This is a genomic window from Halosolutus sp. DAT137 (genome assembly GCF_059736405.1).
In genome coordinates, this window is record NZ_JCAQID010000005.1 from 25,470 (window position 1) to 46,485 (window position 21,016).

Sequence of the window (21,016 nt, forward strand, 5' to 3'; positions counted from 1 at the left end):
ACGTAGCCCTGGTATGCCCGATCGACACCGAATCCAGGTCACTCCCGAGGAATCGATCGTCGCCGTTCACCACGGCGCACCATCGAACCGTTGGATCGTCTTTTGTCACGGCTTCCTGAGCGATAAGGGCGGGAGCTACGAGCGGCGATCGCGTCGCGCCGTCGAAGAGGGGGTCAACGCCGTTCGCTTCGATTTCAGAGGCTGTGGCGACTCCGATGGCCGCTTCGTCGAACAGCCGCTCAGTGCGAAACTCGACGACCTCGCTGCGGTCGTCGACCACTTCGATCCCGACTCGCTCGTCTGTTTCGGCTCGAGCTTCGGCGGCAAAGTCGCCTTTCACGCCGCGGCCCGAAATCGCGTCACACCGGCTGCGATCGCGACTCGGGCACCAGTTACGGCCACCGCCGCGTTCGAGGAGTACCGATCGATCGTCCGCCGCGAGGGCCGGTGTCGGTTCGACGACGGTCGCGAGGTCGATCTCCGGTTCTTCGAGGACCTCGACGACCATCCCTTCGACGAGGTCGTCGACGCGTTCGAGGAGACGCCCGTCGCGATCTTCCACGGGCGCGAAGACGATTCGGTGCCGATCGAGCACAGCTTCGAGGCCGCCCGAACGCTCGAGACTGACGTTCTACTCGAGGCCTACGCAAACGAGGGCCACGTCTTCACCGAAGCCGGCGACGCGCGCGTTCTCGATCGACTGTTCGACTGGCTCGGATCGCTCGATTGCTGGTGAGTCCCGCCAGGGAAGCCGTCTCCGAGATCGTTTCGGTCGGTTCCACAACGCACAGCGCGTCGCTACGTTGTCGATCGAGTGGATACCCACTCGTACGTGTGGTGTTCGTCCTCAATCGTCGTCAATTACCCCTGACTCCGACGACCCGGTGAGTTGTCCGACGGTGACGCTGTCCCAGTCGAACCGCCGTTGAAAGTACAGCGCGACGTGAACGAGCGCGAGCAAGACGGGGACCTCGATCAGTGGTCCGATCACCGTCGCAAACGCGACGCCAGAGCCGACGCCGAAAACGGCGATGGCCACCGCGATAGCGAGTTCGAAGTTGTTCGAGGCCGCAGTGAACCCGATCGCGGTCGTCGTCGAGTAGTCAGCCCCGATTCCACGGCCCATTCCGAAGCTCACGAGGAACATCACCACGAAGTAGATCGTGAGCGGAATCGCGATCCAGACGACATCGAGCGGCGCGGAAATGATGGTTTCTCCCTGGGTCGAGAACATGACGATAACGGTAAACAACAGTGCGATCAGCGTTATCGGACTGATCGTCGGGATGAACGTCTCCGAATACCATTCCTCACCTTTCTGCTTTACGCCGACATAGCGCGTGAGAACTCCTCCTGCGAACGGGATACCGAGGAAGATTGCGATCGCTTCGAACACCTGCATCGTCGTAATCGAGAACTCGGCGGTGAGGAATTCCATGCCCAGAAGCGGCGGAAGGACCGTTGCGAAGATCCAGATGTATACCCCGTACATCAGGATTTGAAACACGCTGTTGAACGCGACCAATCCGGCGGCGTATTCGTTCGACCCCTCCGCGAGTTCGTTCCAGACGAGAACCATTGCGATACAGCGAGCCATCCCGATGAAAATCAATCCGAGGAAGAACTCAGGCCGGGCGGGAAGGCCGAAGAACGCGCCGCTGAAAAAGACGATCGCGAGAACGAACATGAGCGTCGGCCCGAGAAGCCAGTTCTGGACGAGGCTCAATCCGAGAACGCGCCAGTTGCGAAATACCGTCGGCAACTGCCCGTAGTTTACCTTCGCCAGCGGCGGGTACATCATCAGGATCAGTCCCAGTTCGACGAGGGGCAATTCGGTTATCCGTGCCGCGCTCTCGGGCGCACCGTACCCGAACCCGATCCCGATCGCCATCGCACCGAAAATCCAGACGGTCAGGTACTTGTCCAGGAAGTCCATCGATCGCGGATCGCCACAGCTGTCACACGAACAGTCAGGCCCGTGCTCGTGGGTGGATTCCGTCATTCGGCACACCCTTCGAGGAGCGTGAGAAGCGCGACGGCCCGGTTCGTTGCACGGTACTTTTTCCAGCGGCCGTCTTTTCGACTGTCGACGAGTCCAGCGTCGACTAACTTCGAGAGAGCGTGGCTGAGACCGCTCTCGGTGACGTCGACGACCGCGTTGAGTTCGCACACGCAGAGTTCGTCGCCCGCAGCGACGAGAACCCGCACGAGCGTGTAGCGCGTCTCGTTTGCGAGCGCCGACACCAGTTGCAGTTCGGATTCAACCTGTGCCGAACCGAGTGTTGCTTCGAGTGTACTGAGTTCGTCGAGCCGGTGCTCGAGATCCTCGCTCCGACACGCTCCGAGTTCCTCTTCCAGATACCGTTCGAGTCGGTCCGTCGCTTGAGCCATCACGAATGGCTTGCGTAATCATTCAATTATAACTTCTGATTGATTACGCGATCACCGATTTACACGCACCAGAATCTATTTAGTAGTCAAAAGGGACGATTCTATCTGAGAGCTCTCTCAATTCTTCATACGTTGCACCAACTGCACAATCGTCGTGTTCGGGACCGGCGACGACTGCGCGACGACTGCGACGATGCCAGCACTCTCACTCGGACAAACCCAGACAGCGATCGCGCTCAGAGGTCCGGTATCGGCACCACGACGACTGGCCGTGACGCGTTCGAGAGCAGCGTTTGGGCCGTCCCTCCGAGGTCCGATCGCGCTCCCGGCCTGCCGCTGTGGACGCCGATGACGATCTCGTCGGGTTCGAGTTCGCCGGCGGTCGCGAGCAACTCCGTCGCAGGCTCCCCTTCCAGAAGTTCGGTTTCGACCGACCCGATCGCGGCCAGCCGAACCGGTGCGACGTTCAGCGCCTCCATGCTATCCCGGTTTGCGGTCGGGTCCTCCGGCGGTGCGACCGAGACGACCGTTACCTCGTCGTCGGCCGTCGCTCGATCGTCCAGATAGTCACAGATCGCCGCGGTCGTGTGGACGGAGTCCGTCCCAACGAGATACTCCATACCGGCTTCAGGGCGGGCATTCGCAAAGAACCCGCGGGGACGTCCGCCGGCGAGCGGTGACCGAACGACTCGTCGCTAGTCGAGTGTCGAGAACAGTTCGACCTCGTAGCCGTCGGGGTCCTCGACGAACGCCGCACGCGCGTTCGCGGCCTCGATGGTCGTCGGCGCCCGAACGACGGGGCAGTCGGTTCGATCGACCACCCGATCGAAGCGCTCGTCGACGGCTTCGGCATCGTCGAGAACGATCGCGAGGTGGACGATTCCCGACGGCTCGACCTCGCTATTCGCGTCCGGATCGTGGACGAACTGGATCGCAGTCCCGAGATTGTCACCGGTCACGTAGTAGTTGTGAACGCCGTCGTCGGTGTGGAAATCGTGACTGTACTCGAGTCCGAGACCGTCCTCGTAGAACGCCTTCGTCGCGTCCAGATCGCTGATGCGAACCGCGGTGTGGTGGCTGTCCATGCGTTCGGATCAACTGACGGCACCGTACATTGTTCCATCGCTGCGGTGTTCCCCATCTCCGCTGGGACGGACCGGGCCACGTGCGACGAATCGCGGCCCTCGGACTCATGAGTACTGTTATGCCGATTCGTCGCGTCGGTCCATCCGACATGCACGCCGTACGTCTACACGAACACGGAGGTCCGGCCGTGTTACAGGTCGACGAGATCGATCGTCCCGATCCGAATGCGGACGAACTCCTGGTCGAAGTCAGTGCCGCGGGCGTCAATCCCGTCGACACCTATTTCCGGGACGGATCGTACGAACCGGTCTCGGTTCCATTCACGCCGGGTGTCGATTTCGCTGGCGTCGTGACCGAGGTCGGTGCCGACGTGGACGGGTTCGAACCCGGGGATCGCGTCTTCGGAACAGGCATCGGAAACGCCTCATTGCAGGGTGGGTACGCCGAGTACGCGACGGTGCCGACCGATCGCGTCGTCCACCTTCCCGACGGCGTCGACGCGACGGAGGCTGGTGCGGCCGGCGTCGTCGCCGTCACCGCCTGGCGGGCGCTGGTCGATTACGCCGACCTCGATCCAGCAGAATACTCGCTGATCCACGGCGGTTCCGGTGGCGTCGGCCACGTCGCGATTCAGATCGCTGCTGCGGTCAGTTCGCCGGTCATCACGACCGCCGCGCCCGAGTATCACGATGCGCTTGCGGACCTCGGCGCTGAGACCGTCCTCGATTACGGCCGGGATGATCTCGCAGAGGCGGTCATCGAAGCCTCCGACGGCGGCGTCGACGCCATCCTCGACCACCGACTCGACGACTATCTCCAGTTCGACGCCGACGTCGCGGCGACAGGCGCGCGAGTCGTCGGCATCGGTGAGAATTCTCCCGATCCGGCCTTTACGAACGACGGCGCGGCCCGATCGAAGGACGTCTGCTACCAGTTCATGAGCATGTTCAACACGCCCGACATTCGCGTTCCGTTGCGTGGCGTGGCGCACCTCATGAACACCGGTGCGCTCTCGATTGCGATCGACGAGACGTACGACCTCGCGGAGGCGAGCGAGGCACAGCGGGCCGTCATGGAAGATAGCGTGTTCGGAAAACTCGTCATCGAGCCGTAGACGTCCCCGAGCGCGTTTTTGGCGGCGGCCCCCCGGACGGATAGTGGATACACGAAATTCGTGTCGTTCACTACCAATTCTCACGCTGCTCTACTTTGTTCAGACGGCTAAAATCCATGGAGTGTTCACTAAAAAACAACCCTCGTGGGTAATAGTGGGTAAGGCTTATCCAGAAGTGAGTCGTAGCGGACACCATGACGAAAGTGGATGCTGACGACCTGCGAACTAACGAGACCGACGACCGAGGTCGAATCTACCTTGGGACGGAGTACGCGAACAAGCGCGTGACCGTAGCCGTCGTCGAAGTCGAATCTGATCGACCCGACGAGGACGAATTAGCCGCAGCGTACCGCGAGGCCTCCGAGAGCGCCGACCATCTCGCTGAGGAGTGGAAGGGGGCATCTGACGAGGCGTGGAACGGACTGGATGAATGAGGGACGAGACCGAGGTTCAGCGTGGCGATGTCGTCGTCGTTCGTCTCGACCCTGCCGAAGGCCACGAGATGAAAAAGACTCGACCTGCGGTGGTTGTGCAAAACGATATTGGAAATCGCAACTCCAGTACGACCATCGTTGCTCCGGTGACAGGTACGCATCGAGGCTACCCGTTCGAGGTGCTAGTCGAAGAGAACGGATCACCGTTCGAGAAGGACTCCTCAGTTCGCCTCGACCAGATCCGCGTCGTCTCTATCGAAAAGCGGCTTCATTCGGTTGTTGGGAGTCTGAGCGAGCCGACCATGGCCGAGATGGACGAAGCACTGAAACTGAGTCTCGGGCTGGATTGAGTCACCGATTTTTCCGAATTACCTTCGAAGAACGACTCGCTCACTGTTTGCTCGAAGCCCGACGAAATACGGTTTCACCGACTTTCGCGCTGCTCCACCTTGTTCAGGTAGCTGATATCCACCATGGATTCTCGCGAAAACAACGTCTGGCTACAAAATGATCCTGTCGAATACAGGGTACAGCGCCCTTCACTAGGCAGCATATATAAACAAAAACGTCGTAACCTACAACCGTTAGTATCGGTTGGCTAGCGCGTGTCGAACGAGCCGATCACGTCGGACGTCGAATGGGTCTCGACGACATCTTGCTCATCGAAGTCAGTGTCGTTGCTCCAGATGTCCGCGTCACTGGCGAGGGCTCACGCGACGTAGAGCACGTCGTCGGGATCAGTCTCGCCGATCGCTGCGTCGGCCTCCTCGATGTGGGGATAGAACTTGCTGGCGGGGACGACCTCAATATACTGAAACAGAAGGTCGATAAACTGCGCGACTCGATTCGGTTGCATCCCGGATTTATCGACGATCAACTCCGTGTAGTTCTCGATTTCGTCGTGGACGAACTCGGGTGTCAGGAGATCGGGTTCGAGCGTAACGATGAGTTCGCGGGTTTTCGAGTCGGCGATGAGCGCGGAGATGACGACATTGGCGTCTACAACCAGCTTCATTCGTCGGGACTACTCCAAATCCTCTTCGACGCGGTCGCGTGCGCTCCCGTTGATTTTGTTGGCTATTTCCGCGACGTCGCTCTCGGTGAGTTCGCTCCCGGACGTGAGCTCGTCCATCACGTCGAGTGTCTCGATCTTCTCCTGGATGGCCTGGCGGGTGACCTCACTCCAGTTGATCTCCGGATGTTGCTCCATTCGGTCTTTGAGATCGTCGTCGACATTGACGGTAATACTGGGCATACAGAGAACTATTGATACACAGAATCTTGTGTCTTTGGGTGGAAACACAGCAGCAAGAACTGACTGCCAGTTTCGCGGTGTTCTTCTCATCGAGACTGAGCGAAGTGCTCGTGCCGTGTTGTTGGAACGGATTCGACGTGGACGAGTATCCGGTTTTCCGGCTGCTCATCGACTCTGACCGAACGAGAACACTCCCTCTGAAACGAATTTCAGACCTCTATTTTGGTGATAAAGGGCCTAATACGTATGTTTTGAACGTTATCTGCTTTCCCTCTGCTCGACCTTGTTCAGGTCTCGAACTGATGTTACAGAGTTCGTCTACGTTGCCGGTTTCCAGTACAGCTACTCAGTCGTCGTCAGCTGTATACGCGCCTCCACGACGTTTGATTCGAGCAACGACCATTCGGTGATCATCCCGGCGGAAAGTGACCGCAAGACGGAACTCGCCGATACGTACCTTCCGACGTGAGCTATTCTGGAGCGGCTCGCCATACTCCGGCGGGTCTCGCCACGGAGAATCGACGATTTCGTCGAGTTTGTCGATGATGCGCTGCTGCTCAATCGAGTTGAGCGCATCGAGATCGTCCTGTGCTTTCGATGCGAGTTCCCACGTCCAGCCGTCCTCACTCATTCGCGTTGTCAGTGCCGAATTGTTCGCGTGCCTCTTGGGAACTCATCGTCCGTTGTTCACGAACGTCCTCTTCGGCTTGGAGGAGTGCAACGAGTTCGTCGCGGTCGAACGTGGGATGTTCGACGGCATCACGCAAGGTATACCGAATAAATTCGCTCCGGCTGTTAAATCCTCGTCCTTGCCACGTGTCTTCGATTTCGTCGAGAAACGACCGTTTGACTTTGAAGTTCACCGTGACGATCTCGTCGTCGCCGTTGTTTGTGACCGCTTCGGACATACAGATGTATTACCCGCGTGTTACTGTAGGTGTTTCGCCGTTCAAACACTGAAGCTATTGACGGAGAGAAACGATAGTAGGTACGTAAAATGCGTGTTGCTTGCTACCTATTCTCACGCTGCTCAACTTTGTTCAGATAGATGAGGAGCCGAAAGATCGCCTTCACCAGATTCGAGTCGACATCGAACTGTTCAGCGTTTCTCCCGACGCGATTCATCACCTGCTGTTCTTGTGTTTCGTCCGTCGTCGGCAAGTTCCGGTTCGCTTTAACCTGCGCGATCGTATCCGCAACGTACGTTCGTTGGGCGATCAGTTCGACGATTTCGCGATCGATCATCTGAATCTCCTCGCGCAGTTCCTCGAGGCCCATCTCGTCCGGCGAGCGATCCTCCTCGTCTCTCTCGTTGGTGGTAGCGTCTCCAGTCATGTCGTTCGTGTTCCGTCCGTCCGGGTGCGAAGTAATCGTGTCGTTCCGTCACGCTCAGCCCACCGTTTGGTGACCGTTTCCAGCGTGTCTCGGTCGCCAACGGCGACGTAGCTCGGTCCGGTTCCCGATAGCGAGACGCCCATCACGTCGGGGAGGGCATCGATCATCGGGCCGGTCGAAAAGTCGAGTGCGCCACAGAAAACAAAGCCGTTGACGGTCATCGCTTCGCCGTACCGGCCGTCGAGTGCGAGTTCCTCGACGAGGTTCGCCATCGGGGCGATCCGCTCGCACGCCGAGACGTCCGCGTCCGCGCTGAACGATTGCTCCGGCGGGGTGTAGACGAGGGCGTGCCAGTCGATCGACTCTCGGGCGAGGAGTTCGTCACTCGTGTTATCCGTAACCGTCACGCCGCCGAGCATGCTCGCGCTGGCGTCGTCGAACGCGCCCGTCACCGTTACGCCGGCTTCGCGGGCCGCCCGAACGCCGAGTTTGCAGGCGTCAACGCGATCGATATCGTCAGCGATCCCGAGGGCGTCGAGCGTCGCGAGGACGGTCGCGTTGGCCGCAGCGCTCGAGCTCTTGAGACCGGAGGCCATCGGCACCTCGCTTTCGGTTCGGATACGGGTTCCAGTCGTCGCAGGGTCGACTCCGGCGTCGTCTGCGTACTCCTCGATCGCGAGCGCGCCACAGCGTTCGATCAACGTCGCGTCCGCTTTCGGTTGGCCTGCGATCTCGCCGACGATGTCGCCGTCGTCGGTGAGTTCGACCGTCGCAGTCGTCTCGAGATCGATCGCGAACGCCGATCCGGTGCCGGTCGCGAGTGCGTTGAGAATTGTCCCCGCTGCAGGAGCAACGGCACGGCCGTTCATATCACACCTCATTCAGGGCGCGTATTTACCGCTGACGATCGACGCGGATTCGGTCTCGGTCGCCACCGCATCCGCGTGTCCCAACGGTCAGCCCAGACGAGCCGAAACCGGTCGCTTTTCCCCAGCGCGGTCGAACCACGGCGTATGAGCGCGCGCAGCAACGTCCCACCCAGCACGATCGGCGTCGACCTCGTCGAGGGCGGTGTCGTCGTCCAGTATCTCGACGGGCGAGATGTCTTCTACCACGGACCACCCGAACCCGTCGAGGGAGCGATCACGACGCCGCCAGGCAAGGAGGTCCACGTTCTCGTCACCGATCCCGACGGCGTCGAGGGTGTGATGACCTACGTCAACGATCGCAACACGCACGACGAGATCCTCCAGTCGACAGGGGTGGGCCGTATCATGCTCGATCGAAGCGACGAAGAGGAACTGTTTCCGGGCGTTACGGTCGCGACCGAAGCCTACTCGATCCGCGTGGAGGCAGACCTCTCGATCGTCGATGGGCGGGTGTTCGTCTTCGCAGAAGACGAGATGAGCGAGCACGCCTACGAACTTGTCGTGGCGGACGAGGAGAACACCTGATGCCCCTACAAAAACCGTGGCGCGACCTCGATCGAGAGACCGTCCGCAGCGTTCCCGATCGGCCCGGCGTCTACGAACTGGGTGCTGCTGACGGGACCGTACAGGCAGTCGACCACGGCGTGTTGCGCGACGAACTCAAGACCGCGTTAGCCTACGGCGATGCCCAGCGGGTTCGCTGGACGGAGACCCATACCCTGGATCAGGCTCGAGACCTCGCGGCCGAGCACCGCGATCGACTCGAATGAATTGTCGATAACTCGAACTGCCCACACGCAGGAGAGAGTCGATACGTTTGAACGTGCGTCTGAGCGCGGGACACGCCTGATTACGAGACGCGTCTGATTACGGGATTTTGCCGGCCACCTGGTTACTGGATGTACGACGGGTCGGCGTCGTCGCAGTGATCTTCGTGTTCGGTCGCCTCCGCCCGCTCGTCGAACAGCAGCCCACAGGTTTCACACTCATACCAGGTGGCGTCGTCTCGTTCGGTCTGAACCACCATACAGAGGCGTCCACACCGACCCCCAAAGGCGTTGCTCCGGCACCGGCCGCTGGGATCGGCTGCGTTCGCGAGAGACGCGGGTGATCGATCGGATCGACCTCACGAACGAAAACAACAGGTAATCGATCCACGAGGACAATTCTCAAGACGGCGGCGAGGCAACTACGCCCATGAGCCAGTCGGAATCGGACGGCGTGACATTGACCGTCCGCGCCGCCGAGAAGCGAGACGCCGGCCGCGGCGTCGCCCGCATCCCGGAGTTCGCTCGCCGGCAGCTGGGCGTGTTGAGCGGCGACACGATCGTCATTGCGGGAGATCACACCACGATCGCGAAGCTGTGGCCGGCCGACTCCGCCGTTCCCGAAAACGTGATCCAGATCGACGGCGACACGCGGGCCAACGCGGGCGTTCACGTCGGCGACACGGTTACTGTTCGGGCGATGGAGCAATCCGCTATCAGCGAAGCCGAGCGCGTAACGCTGTCGCCGCCGGCCTCGCTAGCGGCGGGCCAACGAAAGGTTGCCGAGCGCGAGGCGACCAAACACCTTCGGAATCGGCCGGTTCGGACCGGCGAACAGATCCGAATCGACGCCGTCGCACAGGACCCGTTTACTGTCGCGGACACGACGCCGACCGGCGACGTTCGGATCACGAGCACGACGAGCGTTCGCGTCGTCGGTTCGGATCCGGAGCAGGCTACGGACCCCAGCGAACCGTCCGGATCGTCAGCAGGATCCCACACCGGTACCGACGCGCGCGCAGGTAACGCCGAGATGGACGCAGCATCCGCCGGCGTCGATCGCGAAGCCACCTCGGGACCGACCTACGAGGACATCGGCGGCCTCGACGAGGAGCTCGAACTCGTTCGCGAGATGATCGAACTGCCGCTGTCCGAACCCGAGTTGTTCCAGCGACTCGGCGTCGATCCGCCGTCGGGCGTCCTCCTCTACGGCCCGCCCGGGACCGGTAAAACGCTGATCGCCCGCGCCGTCGCCAACGAGGTCGACGCCTACTTCGAGACGATTTCCGGCCCCGAGATCATGTCGAAGTACAAAGGCGAGTCCGAAGAACAGCTCCGGGAGACCTTCGAACGAGCACAGGAGAACGCCCCGGCGATCGTCTTCTTCGACGAAATCGACTCGATCGCCGGCACCCGAAACGACGACGGCGACGCCGAAAACCGGATCGTGGGCCAGCTGCTGACGCTGATGGACGGGCTGGACGCCCGCGGCGAGGTGATCGTCATCGGCGCGACGAACCGGGTTGATTCGATCGATCCCGCGCTTCGACGCGGCGGGCGCTTCGATCGTGAAATCCAGATCGGAGTTCCGGACGAGGCGGGCCGCAAGGAGATTCTGGAGGTCCACACGCGGGGGATGCCCCTCGCTGAGGAGGTCAGTATCGACGCGATCGCGCGGCGAACCCACGGCTTCGTCGGTGCCGATCTGGATTCGGTCGCCAGCGAGGCCGCGATGGCGGCGATCCGGACCCGACCCACCGACGCCGACGAACGCGAGGAGTGGGACCGCAACCCCGCGGTGACAAAGGCCCACTTCGACAGCGCGCTCGCCTCCGTCGAACCATCCGCAATGCGCGAGTACGTTGCAGAGTCACCGACGACGGACTTCACGGACGTTGGCGGACTCGAGGACGCCAAAGAGACCCTCCGTGAGTCCGTCGAGTGGCCGCTGACCTACGATCGACTCTTCGAGGAGACGAACACCGATCCACCGTCGGGCGTTCTGCTCTACGGCCCGCCGGGGACCGGAAAAACGCTGCTGGCCCGTGCGCTGGCTGGCGAGACCGACGTCAACTTCGTGCGCGTCGACGGCCCCGAGATCGTCGATCGCTACGTTGGCGAGAGCGAAAAGGCAATCCGCAAGGTCTTCGAGCGAGCCAGGCAGGCCGCCCCGTCGATCGTCTTCTTCGACGAAATCGACGCGATCGCGGCCGCCCGCGGCGAGGGTCACGAGGTGACCGAACGGGTCGTCTCACAGCTCCTGACGGAACTGGACGGGATGCGCGAGAACCCGAATCTCGTCGTGTTGGCCGCCACGAACCGCAAAGATCAGATCGACCCCGCCCTGCTCAGACCGGGGCGACTCGACACGCACGTCCTGGTCGGGGAACCCGACCTCGAAGCCCGCGAAAAGATCCTCGCGGTCCACGCCCGCGGGAAGCCACTGGCCGACGACGTCGATCTGCCGGAGTTGGCGGCGGAACTCGAAGGATACACGGGAGCCGACCTGGAGGCCGTCGTCAGGACCGCATCGATGAACGCCATCCGAGAAGTCGCGAGTGAGTACGATCCCGACGACGCAAACGAGCGCGCCGACAGCGTGGTGATCGAACGCCGCCATCTCGAAGACGCGATATCGAGCGTCGACCCCTCGGGCCGGTAGGTCTACGGGGACGCGATCGACGAACGGTCGGACTAGCGAGTCGCGATCAGTGGACGATCGGACTTGCGAGTCTGAATCGACGGGCGGTCAGGATGGCGCGTTGGTAGCGTCGGAGTCCCCGAACTCGTCGGCATCGGCGTCGCCGTCGCCGGCCGGTCCCCCTCCTGTAGCCGAGTTCGAATCACTCGCATCCACGCTGTCCGCGTTCGTCTCGATCTCGAACGGATCCCCCGGGTCCGTCTCGAGAATTACCGACTCGGCGGCCGTCATCGAGTCACCAACCTCGACGGCCAGGTCGTCAGCGTTGATCGAGGGTGGGAAGAACACGTCCATCCGGCTGCCAAACGCGATGTGGCCGATTCGCTGGCCGCGATCGAGGTCCTCGCCAGCCTCGACGTACGGGTGAATTCGACGGGCGAACGCACCGGCGATGAACGTGATCGTCGCGTCGTTCAGCGTGGCTGCGTCGTCGGTTTCGGACGGTTCGTCTGCGGTCGAGAGTTCCTCGTCTGTGAACGGTTCCCCGCCGGTGAGCGGTTCCTCGGTCTCGACGCGAACGTGCACGCGCTCGTTCCGATCGGAATCCTTGGAAAACGCGGGTCGGTTCGCGCCCGGAACGTGCTCGACCTCGGTCACGCTCGCGTCGAAGGGCGCACGGATCACGTGGACGTGCCAGACGTTCATGAAGATCCCCAGACGGACGCGATCGCCCTCCTCGCGAAGAACCGAGACGGTTCCGTCACAGGGTGCGACGACGCCCGTCGGCGGCGGAGTCCGGTCGGGATCGCGAAAAAACGCGAGCGTGGCGACCCCGATCGCGGCCGTCACGAGGCCAGCAGTAACGCTGATGATGAGCGCAAACGGCGCGGCGAGCAGGGGAACGATGGCGTACTTCCAGGCCCCCGGCGCGAAGTTCATGGTCGACGTAACGACGGGCGATCGTATGGTGGTTACGGTGATCGACGGCCGCTGGACCGCCGCAGTTCGGACAGCCTCGGTCCCACAGCCTCAGTCCCAGAACGACTGCGTCCGCGCGTACTCGCGTTCTTTCGAGAGAATGTCGCGGTAGAAGTCGTCCTCGTTCTCCCGGAGTTTGGCGATGATCCGGGCGGCATTGTGCGGGCCGACGCCGCGGGCGGCCATCGCGATTACGGCCTGTTTGCCGTGACTCTGAACGAGGTTTGCAGCCCTGAACGCGCGTTCCGTCATTTCCTGTTGTTCGTCGTCTTTCTCCTCAGCCTGGACCGCCTGAACAACCTCGTCGGCCCACGGATTCAGCGACGCGATCCGAGTCGACCCGCATTCGGGACACTCGGGCTGGTCGCGAACGCGCTTGACCTTCGTCTTCGCCTTCCAGTCCCGACAGTGCGTACAGAGGAGGATCACCCGATCGTTCTGGAGGCGTTCCCGGACGGTCCGGATCACGCTGGCGTCGGCGTTTTCCGGCGCGAGCAGTTCCCTGCCCGAGGAGCGCCCGCCCTGTCCGATCGGCGTCCGCCCGCGTTCGGTCACCAGGTCGAGGTCGCCGGCCTGAAGTCGATCGAGAACGCGCCGTGCGCCCTCGACGTCCAGATCTTCGTGGAACACCTCCCGAATGGCCTCCGCGTGCATCGGCGTCTCCTCGAGCGCTGTCAGGAGACGATCGTTGGACATCCGGCCCGAACCCTGCCATCGCTTGAGCGCGCCGAACTTAGCCGACACCTGCGAGAGTCGGAACGCGAGCGCGTCCGACCGCTTGAGTCCGATTTCGACGATCGCCTCGACGTGATCCGGGTCCGTCTCCTCGATCACCTCGAGAATATCACCCGTGGCGATCGAACTCGGGACTTCGAGTTCGATGCGGTAGGGGTCGACGTCGAGACCGACCGAACCGCCAGCGCGCTGGCCCAGCAGCGCCGAGAGTACCCGCCCGAGCGTCTCGTTCGTCGTGTGACCGAACGGGGCGTTCAGAACGACGGTGTGGCCGCGGCGTTCGAGGACGAGCCGATCGGCGGTCGGCACCGCGAACCCGGCGTCGACCTGCCGTTCGAGTTGCTCGCAGGCGTCGGTGAGCGTGTCCTCGTCTGCGGGATAGCGGCTGGCCAGTTCTCGGCTCACGGCTGCCGCGTCGGCCCCGGACTGCAATTGCGGTTCCGCGACGCCACGAATCTCACCGACCTCACCCGCTACCGCGGCGGGGACGGGAATTTCCTGCCCGATCCACGACGGCACTTCGCCGCCGGGGTCCTCGATCGGACTGACCTTCACCGTCGCCTCCTCGTCGTCGATCTCAGCGATTCGCCACATTTCGCCGCGCTGGACGAACACCTCGCCCGGCTGGGCGAAGTTGACGACGAAGCGCTCGTCCAGGGTCCCGATCTGGGTGCTCGAAGCGATGTCGTGAACCTCGTAGGTCTCCTCGTCGGGAATCATCGAGAGGTTCGCGTAGACGTACTGCCACGTGCCGCCGGTCGTCTCGAGCCGATCGGCGTCCTCGTCGAACCAGACGATTCGGTTGCGGTGGAGTTCCGCACAGATGTCGCGGATCGTCTCCTCGGACGTATCCCGGAAGGGGTAGGCCCTCGCGATCGTCTCGATCGCCTCGCTCACGTGAGTCGCGCCGCGGCTCTGGACGATCGCCGGGAGCTGATTCGCGACCACGTCGAGACTCCCCTCGTGGATCGCCGCGGGTTCGACCTCGCCTGCGCGAGCGCGCCGGGCGATCGCGAGGGCCTCGAACGTATCGTCGGGCCGGGTCGTAACGATCGTCCCGCTCGAAACTGCGTCCTGACGGTGGCCGGCACGGCCGATGCGCTGGAGCAGTCGGGTGACCTGGCGGGGGCTCTTGTACTGGATTACGTGATCGACCCGCCCCACGTCGATTCCGAGTTCCATCGAGGACGTACAGAGCAGGCCGTCGAGTTCGCCAGTCTTGAAGCGATCTTCGACATCGATTCGGGCGTCTTTCGAGAGCGAGCCGTGGTGGACCCCGATCGGGAGGTCGAGTTTTTTGAACCGAGAGCCGAGCGCTTCGGCCGTCTGGCGCGTGTTGACGAAGACGAGCGAGGATTCGTGGGCTGCGACGAGGTCGCGTATCAGGCGGACGTGACTGGCCGTCTCGGCATCTGTCACGAGTTTCCCCGAGAGCGCATCATCTTCGTCGGTGATTTCGGGGCGGCAAACGGTGACGTCGACGTTGCTCCCCACGTCGATTTCGCGAATTTCGCAGGCTCGCCCGCCGGTAAGGAAGTTCGCGACCTCCCGCGGGTCCCCAACCGTCGCGGAAAGGCCGATGCGCTGGGTTCCACCGGCGAGGTCTCGGAGCCGTTCGAGCCCGACCGAAAGCTGTGCCCCCCGTTTCGACGCCGCGAGTTCGTGGACCTCGTCGATCACGACGTGAGAGACGTCTTCGAGCGCCTCGCGCAGTCGCTCGCCGGTGAGCATCGCCTGCAAGGTCTCCGGCGTCGTCACGAGAACGTCCGGCGGGTTCTCGGCCTGCTTACTCCGCTGGTACTGGGTCGTGTCGCCGTGGCGGACGTCGACCTCGAGGTCGAGGTACTCGCCCCACCACTCGAGACGATCGCGCATGTCGCGGTTGAGCGCTCGAAGTGGGGTGACGTACAGCGCGCCGAATCCATCGGGTTGATCGTCTACGAGGTGATCGAAGACGGGCAACATCGCCGTCTCGGTCTTGCCGCTCCCGGTGGGTGCGATCACGAGGGTGTTCTCGCCGGCGGCAAGCGGCGGAATCGCCAGTTGCTGCGGCGCGGTCGGCGTCGAAAACCCTCGCTCGGAGAGCGCCCCGCGAACCGTCGCCCCGAGGTGCGTAAAGGCCGCAACGTCACCCGCTGTCATCGACGGCAGTAGGGACGAAGAACGAATAAGACCCACGTTCTCGGAACGCGTTACGGTTCGCGACGGTCGTGATGAGGATCGCGTAATTCAGTGTACCGAAGGACGATGTGCGCAATGACGACGAAGCCGGCGATCGCGAGTGCATCTCGAAGATGCCCGCGAACCGTCGGCCGGGTGCGTTCTCGGGTTGACGAACGTCGTTCGTTTCGGCAGGCCGTGTCGAGCATTACGATCGATATGGCCCGCCGGATGATCCCACTTGCGGATAACCATGTATCTGCACCGATCGTCGGCGGTCACCTCCCGTTAGACCTCATCTAACGCGAGACATCCGAGAGTTAGATCGTCGCTTCGTGTCCGTACGCGGCGCATAGTATAGAGCAAAAAGCGTGCACGTTCGGCCGATGATTGATCCTGAAACGAGACTGTCACAGCATCCGAACGATCAGTCGAGGCCCTCTCGCGAAGACGCGCTCACGGTGACCCCACAGAGGAACGCATCGCCGCCACCCCGATACGCGAGCGGGATCGTGTTCATCCGGCCAGTTTCGCTCGCCCGAACCGCGGACACGGGGGTGTAATCATGGGGGCGTTACGATCTGACGGTTCGATCGGTACTCGTAGCATCATCGCAGTCGGGATGGTGCTTCTCGGCGGACTCCTCGCCGTGGGAGTCGCTGCGGGCACGCCAGCGGCCGTCGGTTCCGCAGACGACGCGAGCATCGACCAGACGGCCGCCTCGATAACGACACCGCCGGTGAACGTCACGGAGGAAGCGTACGTCGAACCCGCGCCCGAACGCGGTGACGAGTACTACGAGGCGACGGATCCCGACGGCGACTGGATCAGCTACAGTAACCCGCGCGACGAGTACCGAAACCCGTATCTCGGTGACGGCTCCGGGAAGATCTGCGTCACGCTGGTAAACGAGGCCGGCGAACCGATCGTCGGTGAGACCGTTCCCAACACGACCGCGACGATTCCGACGGGCGAAGAACTCGAGTGGCACCCACACGCCGATCCGATGGTGGTGGAGTTCCCGATGACCGACCACCACGAGTGGCCCCTCGACGGCGACCAGTTCGGGACGAGCGACGACGTGCCACAGGGAGACGGCTACATGGACTCCCACTGTATCGAGATGCACGGCCAACCCGAGGACGCGACGATCGAGTACGGCGAGGCCCAGATCGACGGCGAACACGCCGACGACATCGAAGTCGTCGGGTACGTACAGCGAGCAAACGAGGCCTGGGACACCAGCGTCGATCCGATCGAAGACGCCGAGTCCTACGAAGAAACGGGTGGTAGCTGGACCTTCCACCCCGGCGGGTCACACGGACAGGTCGTCGTCGTCTTGCAACTCGAACGCGATCCAGCGGAGTACGACGGGGCAAGCGACTCCACCGACGAACGTGCTGACTCCGAGGAGAGCGACCCTGACGAGACGACCGACTCCCCCGACGCTGCCGACGAGTCCGACGAGGATAGTGACGAGGACGGTAACGATGAGAGCGACGAACTCCCCGGCTTCGGCGCGACCGCTGCGATCGCGGCCCTGCTGTGCGCCGCCGTCATCGGGAGCCGTCGGTATCGCACTGAGTCGAGTCCAAAATGAACAGTGAGCGAGACCGTTCCGAAACTGAACCCGCCGCCAGCGATCGACGGGGCGACAGCGTCCCACCGCCGGTAGACCATCACACCCCTGCCCATCGTCGCTTCGACCAGTGCTATTAGTTCTGCCGGCCAAACTGGGCCGAGAGTATCGCCGCATCCTCCGCCCGTTACCGCGCCGCCAGGGTGACGGACACCATCGAATCGGAGTACCCAATATCGAGAACCAATCACATTTTGACGGTTGCCCAGAGAAGGCTAGGAAATGACCCCGCCAACCGACGACAGCGATTCCGACCCACGGGTTCCGATACACTGTCCCGATTGCGAGACGACCTCCCGCGTTCCGCTGTCCACCGTCGCCAGCGCAGTCGATCGGCACAACGACCAGCTCCACGACGGCGAGGATGTCGCACGCGTCGACCCGGATATCGCAGACCAGATCGCGACGCTGGCCGCCGAAGAGCTCGGGCTACTCGAAGACGGCGCGTAGGACGATCGTCGAGTCGAGACGATACACAGACGGTGATCGATACCGAACGGCCCTGTATGGACGAGGAATCCGTCGAGTGGCTGAACTACGGCGACGACCAGATACTCGAACTGCTCCAGTCGGAAGACGTCTTCACGCCGGATCAGGTCGCCGAGGACGTACCGATCCCGGCCCCGGATGTCGCCCTTCGGTGCCGGGTGCTCGCGAAACACGGTCTGTTAGACAAACAGGCGATCGGGATGTACGAGGTCACCGAACTCGGAAAACGGTTCCTCGCGGGCGAGGTCGATCCGGAAGAGCTGGCGGCTGATGAAGACGACGCCTGAACACGGCGAAAGCGGTTACGACGCCGACGAAGTCGACCCGGTGAACAAGGAGTTCTACGAAACCGACGCAGGCGGCCGTCGACGCGTTTCGTCGGAGTGGGCTGTTTCGCCGTCACCGTCGTCGGAGCCATCGCCAACGCGTGAATCGTCAGTACCGTCCGAGACCACTGTGTGGCGATCCGCCCCGACTTGCTCGCGATCGTCGAGCAGTACGTCGATCACGTCTGTTGCGGCAGGTGCGTAAAGTGGCCGGTTGTCGTTCCCACAGCGATCGGACATGAGACACGCCGGACAGCCCTCGTCGCGCCCGCAGGGACAGTCGACCATCAGTTCGCGAGCGCGACGGGCGACCGCCTCGTACTCCTCGTAGATGCTCCGCGCGAATCCGACGCCGCCCTCGATCGCGTCGTAAATGAACCAGCCACTGGTGTCGGGCGCATCCGGAAGCCGGTTGGTCGCGAGACCGCCCAGATCCGCCGCATCGACGTTCAATTCGAGCGGTGAGACGGCGATCATCGCGTGTTCGATCGCGTGGATACCCCCGAGATAGCCGTGCAACCGCGGCGGGATGTCCGTACAGTCGTCGTTCTGATAGTCGCCGTGGTCGGCGTGGACGGACCGCTCGACGTCGGCAGGAACCTCGGCCCAGCACAGTTGCGTTCGCATCTCCAGCGGTGGGACGCCCGCGTCGAGCCCGACTGCGCGAACGTCGCCCGAGTTCACCTCTCGCTGGAGGAACGTGCTGTAGTGGATCGTCACCGTGCCGTAGCCGTAGTTGAGCCGGAAGGGTCCGACGGATCGAGAGTCGCGGACCTCGGTGTCGTAGATTCGGACCTGCCCCTGGGACTGGGTGTAGTAGTCCACGTCGACTTGCTCGAGTTCGATCGACGGTTGCGGGCGATCCTCTCGGAGCGCGAGAACTTCGTACTGGCCGCCCTGGAACTGGACGATCGCACCTTCGTGATAGTCGCGATACGCGCGGTCGCGTCCGATCGGTTCGTGATCGATCGACCCCTCGCCAGCGAGTCGAACGTCGAAGGTGTCCCCGCCAGACGCGTAGAGGCTGATCTCGTCCTGCGGCCGATCGCGGTGGGCGTAGGTAACGCCACCCACGAGCGAGCCCTCGATATCCCCGAGCCGACGACCGAACTCGACGGCCCGTTCGAGACGGTCCGTGCCGCCGAATCGATCGGCGTCCGCCTCGGTAAGGGGCAGTTCCTGTGTGGCGCAGTAGAGATGGCGGCGGTAGACGGGGTTGTTCTCGAGGTCGACGACGGCGCTTTCGTGATCCTCTTCGAGAACGTACTCGGGGTGTTCGAGAATGTACTGGTCGAGCGTGGCGTGACCGGGGACGAACACCGAGAGCGCGTCGCGTTCGTCGCGCCCCGAGCGACCGATTCGCTGCCAGAACGACTGGCGAGAGCCGGGATATCCCTGCAGAACGGTGCCGTCGATTCCGCCGACGTTGATGCCGACCTCGAGCGCGCTCGTCGTCGCGACCCCGTCGAGTCGGCCGTCTTTGAGACGGTTCTCGGTCGATCGACGGGTCCGCTTCCCGTGGCCGGCGTTGTACGGGGCGAGGGCGGCAGACCCCTGGTAGGGCAGGCCAGACTCCGAAAGAAACGACTCGGCTCGATCGACGGCCAGTTCAGTTCCCTTCCGGGAACTACAGAACAGCAGCGAGGGAACGTCGTGGTAACAGAGGTGCGCCCACACCTCCGGCGCTTCGACCGTCGCCGGGCGTTTCGAGAGGCCGGCCCACTCCCCGCCACGACCGTCATCCCTGCGCTGACCACGATCGGCCTCCGAGCGTTGACCACGGTCGGCGTCCGTGGGCCGACCACGATCACCATTCCCGGGCTGAGTTCGGATGCCGGATTTCGCGGGCGGTTCCCAGAACACGAGATCGCGGCGACCGTTCGGCGAGCCGTCGTCGTCGATGACCGTCGCGGTTTCGCCAGTGAGCGCCCGCGCGTGGACGCCAGGATTACCGATCGTCGCAGAGGTCAAGACGTATCGGGGGTCGCCGCCGTACCAGTCGATAATGCGACGGGCTCGCCGGAGAATCCAGGCGGCGTGCATCCCACCGAGTCCCGTCCAGGAGTGGGCTTCGTCGACCACGAGCAGGTCGCAGTTGGCGTGAAACTTCGTCCAGCGGTGGTGGCCGGGAAGGTACTGGTTCAGTCCCGCAAAGTTCGTGATGACCACGGTCGCCTCCTCGCGGATGCGACGCTTGTCTTCCGCGCCGGTATCGCCGTCGTAGACGCCGATCGTCAGGTCGAGATCGAGTGTCCCCCGGAGGAAATCGTCGAGTTCGCGCTTCTGGTCCCGGCTGAGCGCCTTCGTGGGGTAGACGATCAGCGCCCGGGTCTCGGGGTCTGCGAGGTAGTTGCGTGCGATCTGGAGGGCATAGACGAGCGTCTTGCCCGACGAGGTCGACGTCGCGACACAGACGTTCTCACCGTCATCGAGCACGTCGAGCGCCTCGGCCTGGTGACTCCAAAGATCGAAGCCGAGTCGTGAGGCGAGTTGCGGGGGAAGGACGTCCTCCGGTCGAACGTAACTGGCCGACTCGGCCGGAATCGAAAAGGTCGCTTCGATCTGTCCGGTGTAGCGACGCGAGGGGTACGTTTCTGCCAGATCGTCGGCCGTGAGCGCCAGTCCGCCGTCGGTCGTCACGTCTTGTCGATCCACGAGTTCGATCCGTTCTGCGGCCGTCCGTCCGGACTCTATCCGGTTTCGGCCTGTGTACGTGCGCCGGTTCGGTTCCTCCATC

Annotated in this window: 23 protein-coding genes and 1 pseudogene; 10 read left to right on the forward strand and 14 right to left on the reverse strand. The window is 62.8% G+C overall.

The window, feature by feature from the left end:
• Positions 1-13: 13 nt before the first annotated feature.
• Positions 14-736 carry an alpha/beta hydrolase family protein gene (locus AC6I6L_RS09095; protein WP_497917437.1) on the forward strand — a complete coding sequence of 241 codons (723 nt, stop codon included), beginning with the start codon at positions 14-16 and terminating at the stop codon, positions 734-736.
• Between the two features lie 111 nt (positions 737-847).
• On the opposite strand, the gene arsB is transcribed toward AC6I6L_RS09095, so the two are convergent.
• The 4 genes from arsB to AC6I6L_RS09115 all read right to left on the reverse strand — a co-directional run bounded on the left by arsB (position 848) and on the right by AC6I6L_RS09115 (position 3,476).
• Positions 848-2,002, reverse strand: a complete 1,155-nt coding sequence (gene arsB / locus AC6I6L_RS09100; protein ID WP_497917438.1) for an ACR3 family arsenite efflux transporter — start codon at positions 2,000-2,002, stop codon at positions 848-850.
• On the reverse strand, positions 1,999-2,391 hold the full coding sequence (locus AC6I6L_RS09105; protein WP_497917439.1) for an ArsR/SmtB family transcription factor: 393 nt from the start codon (positions 2,389-2,391) through the stop codon (positions 1,999-2,001). Before AC6I6L_RS09105 ends, arsB begins: the two co-directional genes overlap by 4 nt.
• Positions 2,392-2,627: 236 nt before the next feature.
• Positions 2,628-3,011 carry a universal stress protein gene (locus tag AC6I6L_RS09110; RefSeq protein WP_497917440.1) on the reverse strand — a complete coding sequence of 128 codons (384 nt, stop codon included), beginning with the start codon at positions 3,009-3,011 and terminating at the stop codon, positions 2,628-2,630.
• 75 nt (positions 3,012-3,086) lie between these two features.
• Positions 3,087-3,476, reverse strand: a complete 390-nt coding sequence (locus tag AC6I6L_RS09115; RefSeq protein WP_497917441.1) for a VOC family protein — start codon at positions 3,474-3,476, stop codon at positions 3,087-3,089.
• A gap of 149 nt (positions 3,477-3,625) precedes the next feature.
• Here AC6I6L_RS09115 and AC6I6L_RS09120 point away from each other — a divergent pair, with 149 nt between their 5' ends.
• From AC6I6L_RS09120 to AC6I6L_RS09130, 3 genes are all read left to right on the forward strand, one after another.
• Positions 3,626-4,591: an NADPH:quinone reductase gene (locus tag AC6I6L_RS09120; RefSeq protein ID WP_497917442.1), complete on the forward strand. Its 966-nt coding sequence runs from the start codon at positions 3,626-3,628 to the stop codon at positions 4,589-4,591.
• 194 nt (positions 4,592-4,785) lie between these two features.
• The gene (locus AC6I6L_RS09125) at positions 4,786-5,025 is read left to right on the forward strand and encodes a hypothetical protein (protein WP_497917443.1); all 240 of its coding nucleotides are present in this window, start codon (positions 4,786-4,788) and stop codon (positions 5,023-5,025) included.
• Complete coding sequence (locus tag AC6I6L_RS09130; protein ID WP_497917444.1) at positions 5,022-5,375, forward strand: type II toxin-antitoxin system PemK/MazF family toxin; 354 nt, start codon at positions 5,022-5,024, stop codon at positions 5,373-5,375. The genes AC6I6L_RS09125 and AC6I6L_RS09130 overlap by 4 nt, the downstream gene beginning before the upstream one ends.
• A 248-nt stretch (positions 5,376-5,623) precedes the next feature.
• On the opposite strand, the pseudogene AC6I6L_RS09135 reads toward AC6I6L_RS09130, so the two are convergent.
• The 6 genes and pseudogenes from AC6I6L_RS09135 to AC6I6L_RS09160 form a co-directional block, all read right to left on the reverse strand.
• Positions 5,624-6,040 (reverse strand): annotated as a pseudogene (locus AC6I6L_RS09135) (PIN domain-containing protein).
• 9 nt (positions 6,041-6,049) lie between these two features.
• Positions 6,050-6,280 (reverse strand): AF_0619 family ribbon-helix-helix protein, encoded by a 231-nt coding sequence (locus AC6I6L_RS09140; RefSeq protein ID WP_497917445.1) that lies wholly within the window; start codon positions 6,278-6,280, stop codon positions 6,050-6,052.
• Positions 6,281-6,626: 346 nt separating this feature from the next.
• Positions 6,627-6,911: a type II toxin-antitoxin system RelE family toxin gene (locus AC6I6L_RS09145; protein ID WP_497917446.1), complete on the reverse strand. Its 285-nt coding sequence runs from the start codon at positions 6,909-6,911 to the stop codon at positions 6,627-6,629.
• Positions 6,904-7,188 (reverse strand): ribbon-helix-helix domain-containing protein, encoded by a 285-nt coding sequence (locus AC6I6L_RS09150; protein WP_497917447.1) that lies wholly within the window; start codon positions 7,186-7,188, stop codon positions 6,904-6,906. Before AC6I6L_RS09150 ends, AC6I6L_RS09145 begins: the two co-directional genes overlap by 8 nt.
• 103 nt (positions 7,189-7,291) lie before the next feature.
• The gene (locus tag AC6I6L_RS09155) at positions 7,292-7,615 is read right to left on the reverse strand and encodes a chorismate mutase (protein WP_497917448.1); all 324 of its coding nucleotides are present in this window, start codon (positions 7,613-7,615) and stop codon (positions 7,292-7,294) included.
• Positions 7,612-8,484 (reverse strand): shikimate kinase, encoded by an 873-nt coding sequence (locus AC6I6L_RS09160; protein WP_497917449.1) that lies wholly within the window; start codon positions 8,482-8,484, stop codon positions 7,612-7,614. The genes AC6I6L_RS09155 and AC6I6L_RS09160 overlap by 4 nt, the downstream gene beginning before the upstream one ends.
• Before the next feature lie 144 nt (positions 8,485-8,628).
• Here AC6I6L_RS09160 and AC6I6L_RS09165 point away from each other — a divergent pair, with 144 nt between their 5' ends.
• Both AC6I6L_RS09165 and AC6I6L_RS09170 read left to right on the forward strand, forming a co-directional pair.
• Complete coding sequence (locus tag AC6I6L_RS09165) at positions 8,629-9,069, forward strand: DUF5796 family protein (RefSeq protein WP_497917450.1); 441 nt, start codon at positions 8,629-8,631, stop codon at positions 9,067-9,069.
• Positions 9,069-9,314 carry a DUF7508 domain-containing protein gene (locus AC6I6L_RS09170; RefSeq protein ID WP_497917451.1) on the forward strand — a complete coding sequence of 82 codons (246 nt, stop codon included), beginning with the start codon at positions 9,069-9,071 and terminating at the stop codon, positions 9,312-9,314. The genes AC6I6L_RS09165 and AC6I6L_RS09170 overlap by 1 nt, the downstream gene beginning before the upstream one ends.
• Before the next feature lie 122 nt (positions 9,315-9,436).
• Here the strand turns inward: AC6I6L_RS09170 and AC6I6L_RS09175 are convergent, their stop codons facing one another.
• On the reverse strand, positions 9,437-9,571 hold the full coding sequence (locus tag AC6I6L_RS09175) for a DUF7128 family protein (protein ID WP_497917452.1): 135 nt from the start codon (positions 9,569-9,571) through the stop codon (positions 9,437-9,439).
• 170 nt (positions 9,572-9,741) lie between these two features.
• On the opposite strand from AC6I6L_RS09175, the gene AC6I6L_RS09180 reads away from it, so the two are divergent.
• Positions 9,742-11,973 carry an AAA family ATPase gene (locus AC6I6L_RS09180; RefSeq protein WP_497917453.1) on the forward strand — a complete coding sequence of 744 codons (2,232 nt, stop codon included), beginning with the start codon at positions 9,742-9,744 and terminating at the stop codon, positions 11,971-11,973.
• Between the two features lie 87 nt (positions 11,974-12,060).
• Here the strand turns inward: AC6I6L_RS09180 and AC6I6L_RS09185 are convergent, their stop codons facing one another.
• Both AC6I6L_RS09185 and AC6I6L_RS09190 read right to left on the reverse strand, forming a co-directional pair.
• On the reverse strand, positions 12,061-12,891 hold the full coding sequence (locus AC6I6L_RS09185) for a protein sorting system archaetidylserine decarboxylase (RefSeq protein ID WP_497917454.1): 831 nt from the start codon (positions 12,889-12,891) through the stop codon (positions 12,061-12,063).
• Positions 12,892-12,981: 90 nt separating this feature from the next.
• Complete coding sequence (locus AC6I6L_RS09190; protein ID WP_497917455.1) at positions 12,982-15,807, reverse strand: DEAD/DEAH box helicase; 2,826 nt, start codon at positions 15,805-15,807, stop codon at positions 12,982-12,984.
• A 583-nt stretch (positions 15,808-16,390) separates the two neighbouring features.
• Between AC6I6L_RS09190 and AC6I6L_RS09195 the strand changes: the two genes are divergently transcribed.
• The 3 genes from AC6I6L_RS09195 (at position 16,391) to AC6I6L_RS09205 (ending at position 18,240) form a co-directional block, all read left to right on the forward strand.
• A complete protein-coding gene (locus AC6I6L_RS09195) occupies positions 16,391-17,425 on the forward strand; it encodes a PGF-CTERM sorting domain-containing protein (protein WP_497917456.1) in 1,035 nt (344 codons plus the stop codon).
• A gap of 261 nt (positions 17,426-17,686) precedes the next feature.
• Entirely contained in the window at positions 17,687-17,914 is a 228-nt protein-coding gene (locus AC6I6L_RS09200; protein WP_497917457.1) for a DUF8149 family protein, read from the forward strand.
• Positions 17,915-17,970: 56 nt separating this feature from the next.
• Positions 17,971-18,240 (forward strand): winged helix-turn-helix domain-containing protein, encoded by a 270-nt coding sequence (locus AC6I6L_RS09205; RefSeq protein WP_497917458.1) that lies wholly within the window; start codon positions 17,971-17,973, stop codon positions 18,238-18,240.
• A gap of 54 nt (positions 18,241-18,294) precedes the next feature.
• Here AC6I6L_RS09205 and AC6I6L_RS09210 read toward each other — a convergent pair whose 3' ends face one another.
• Positions 18,295-21,015, reverse strand: a complete 2,721-nt coding sequence (locus AC6I6L_RS09210; RefSeq protein WP_497917459.1) for a DEAD/DEAH box helicase — start codon at positions 21,013-21,015, stop codon at positions 18,295-18,297.
• Position 21,016 lies beyond the last annotated feature (1 nt).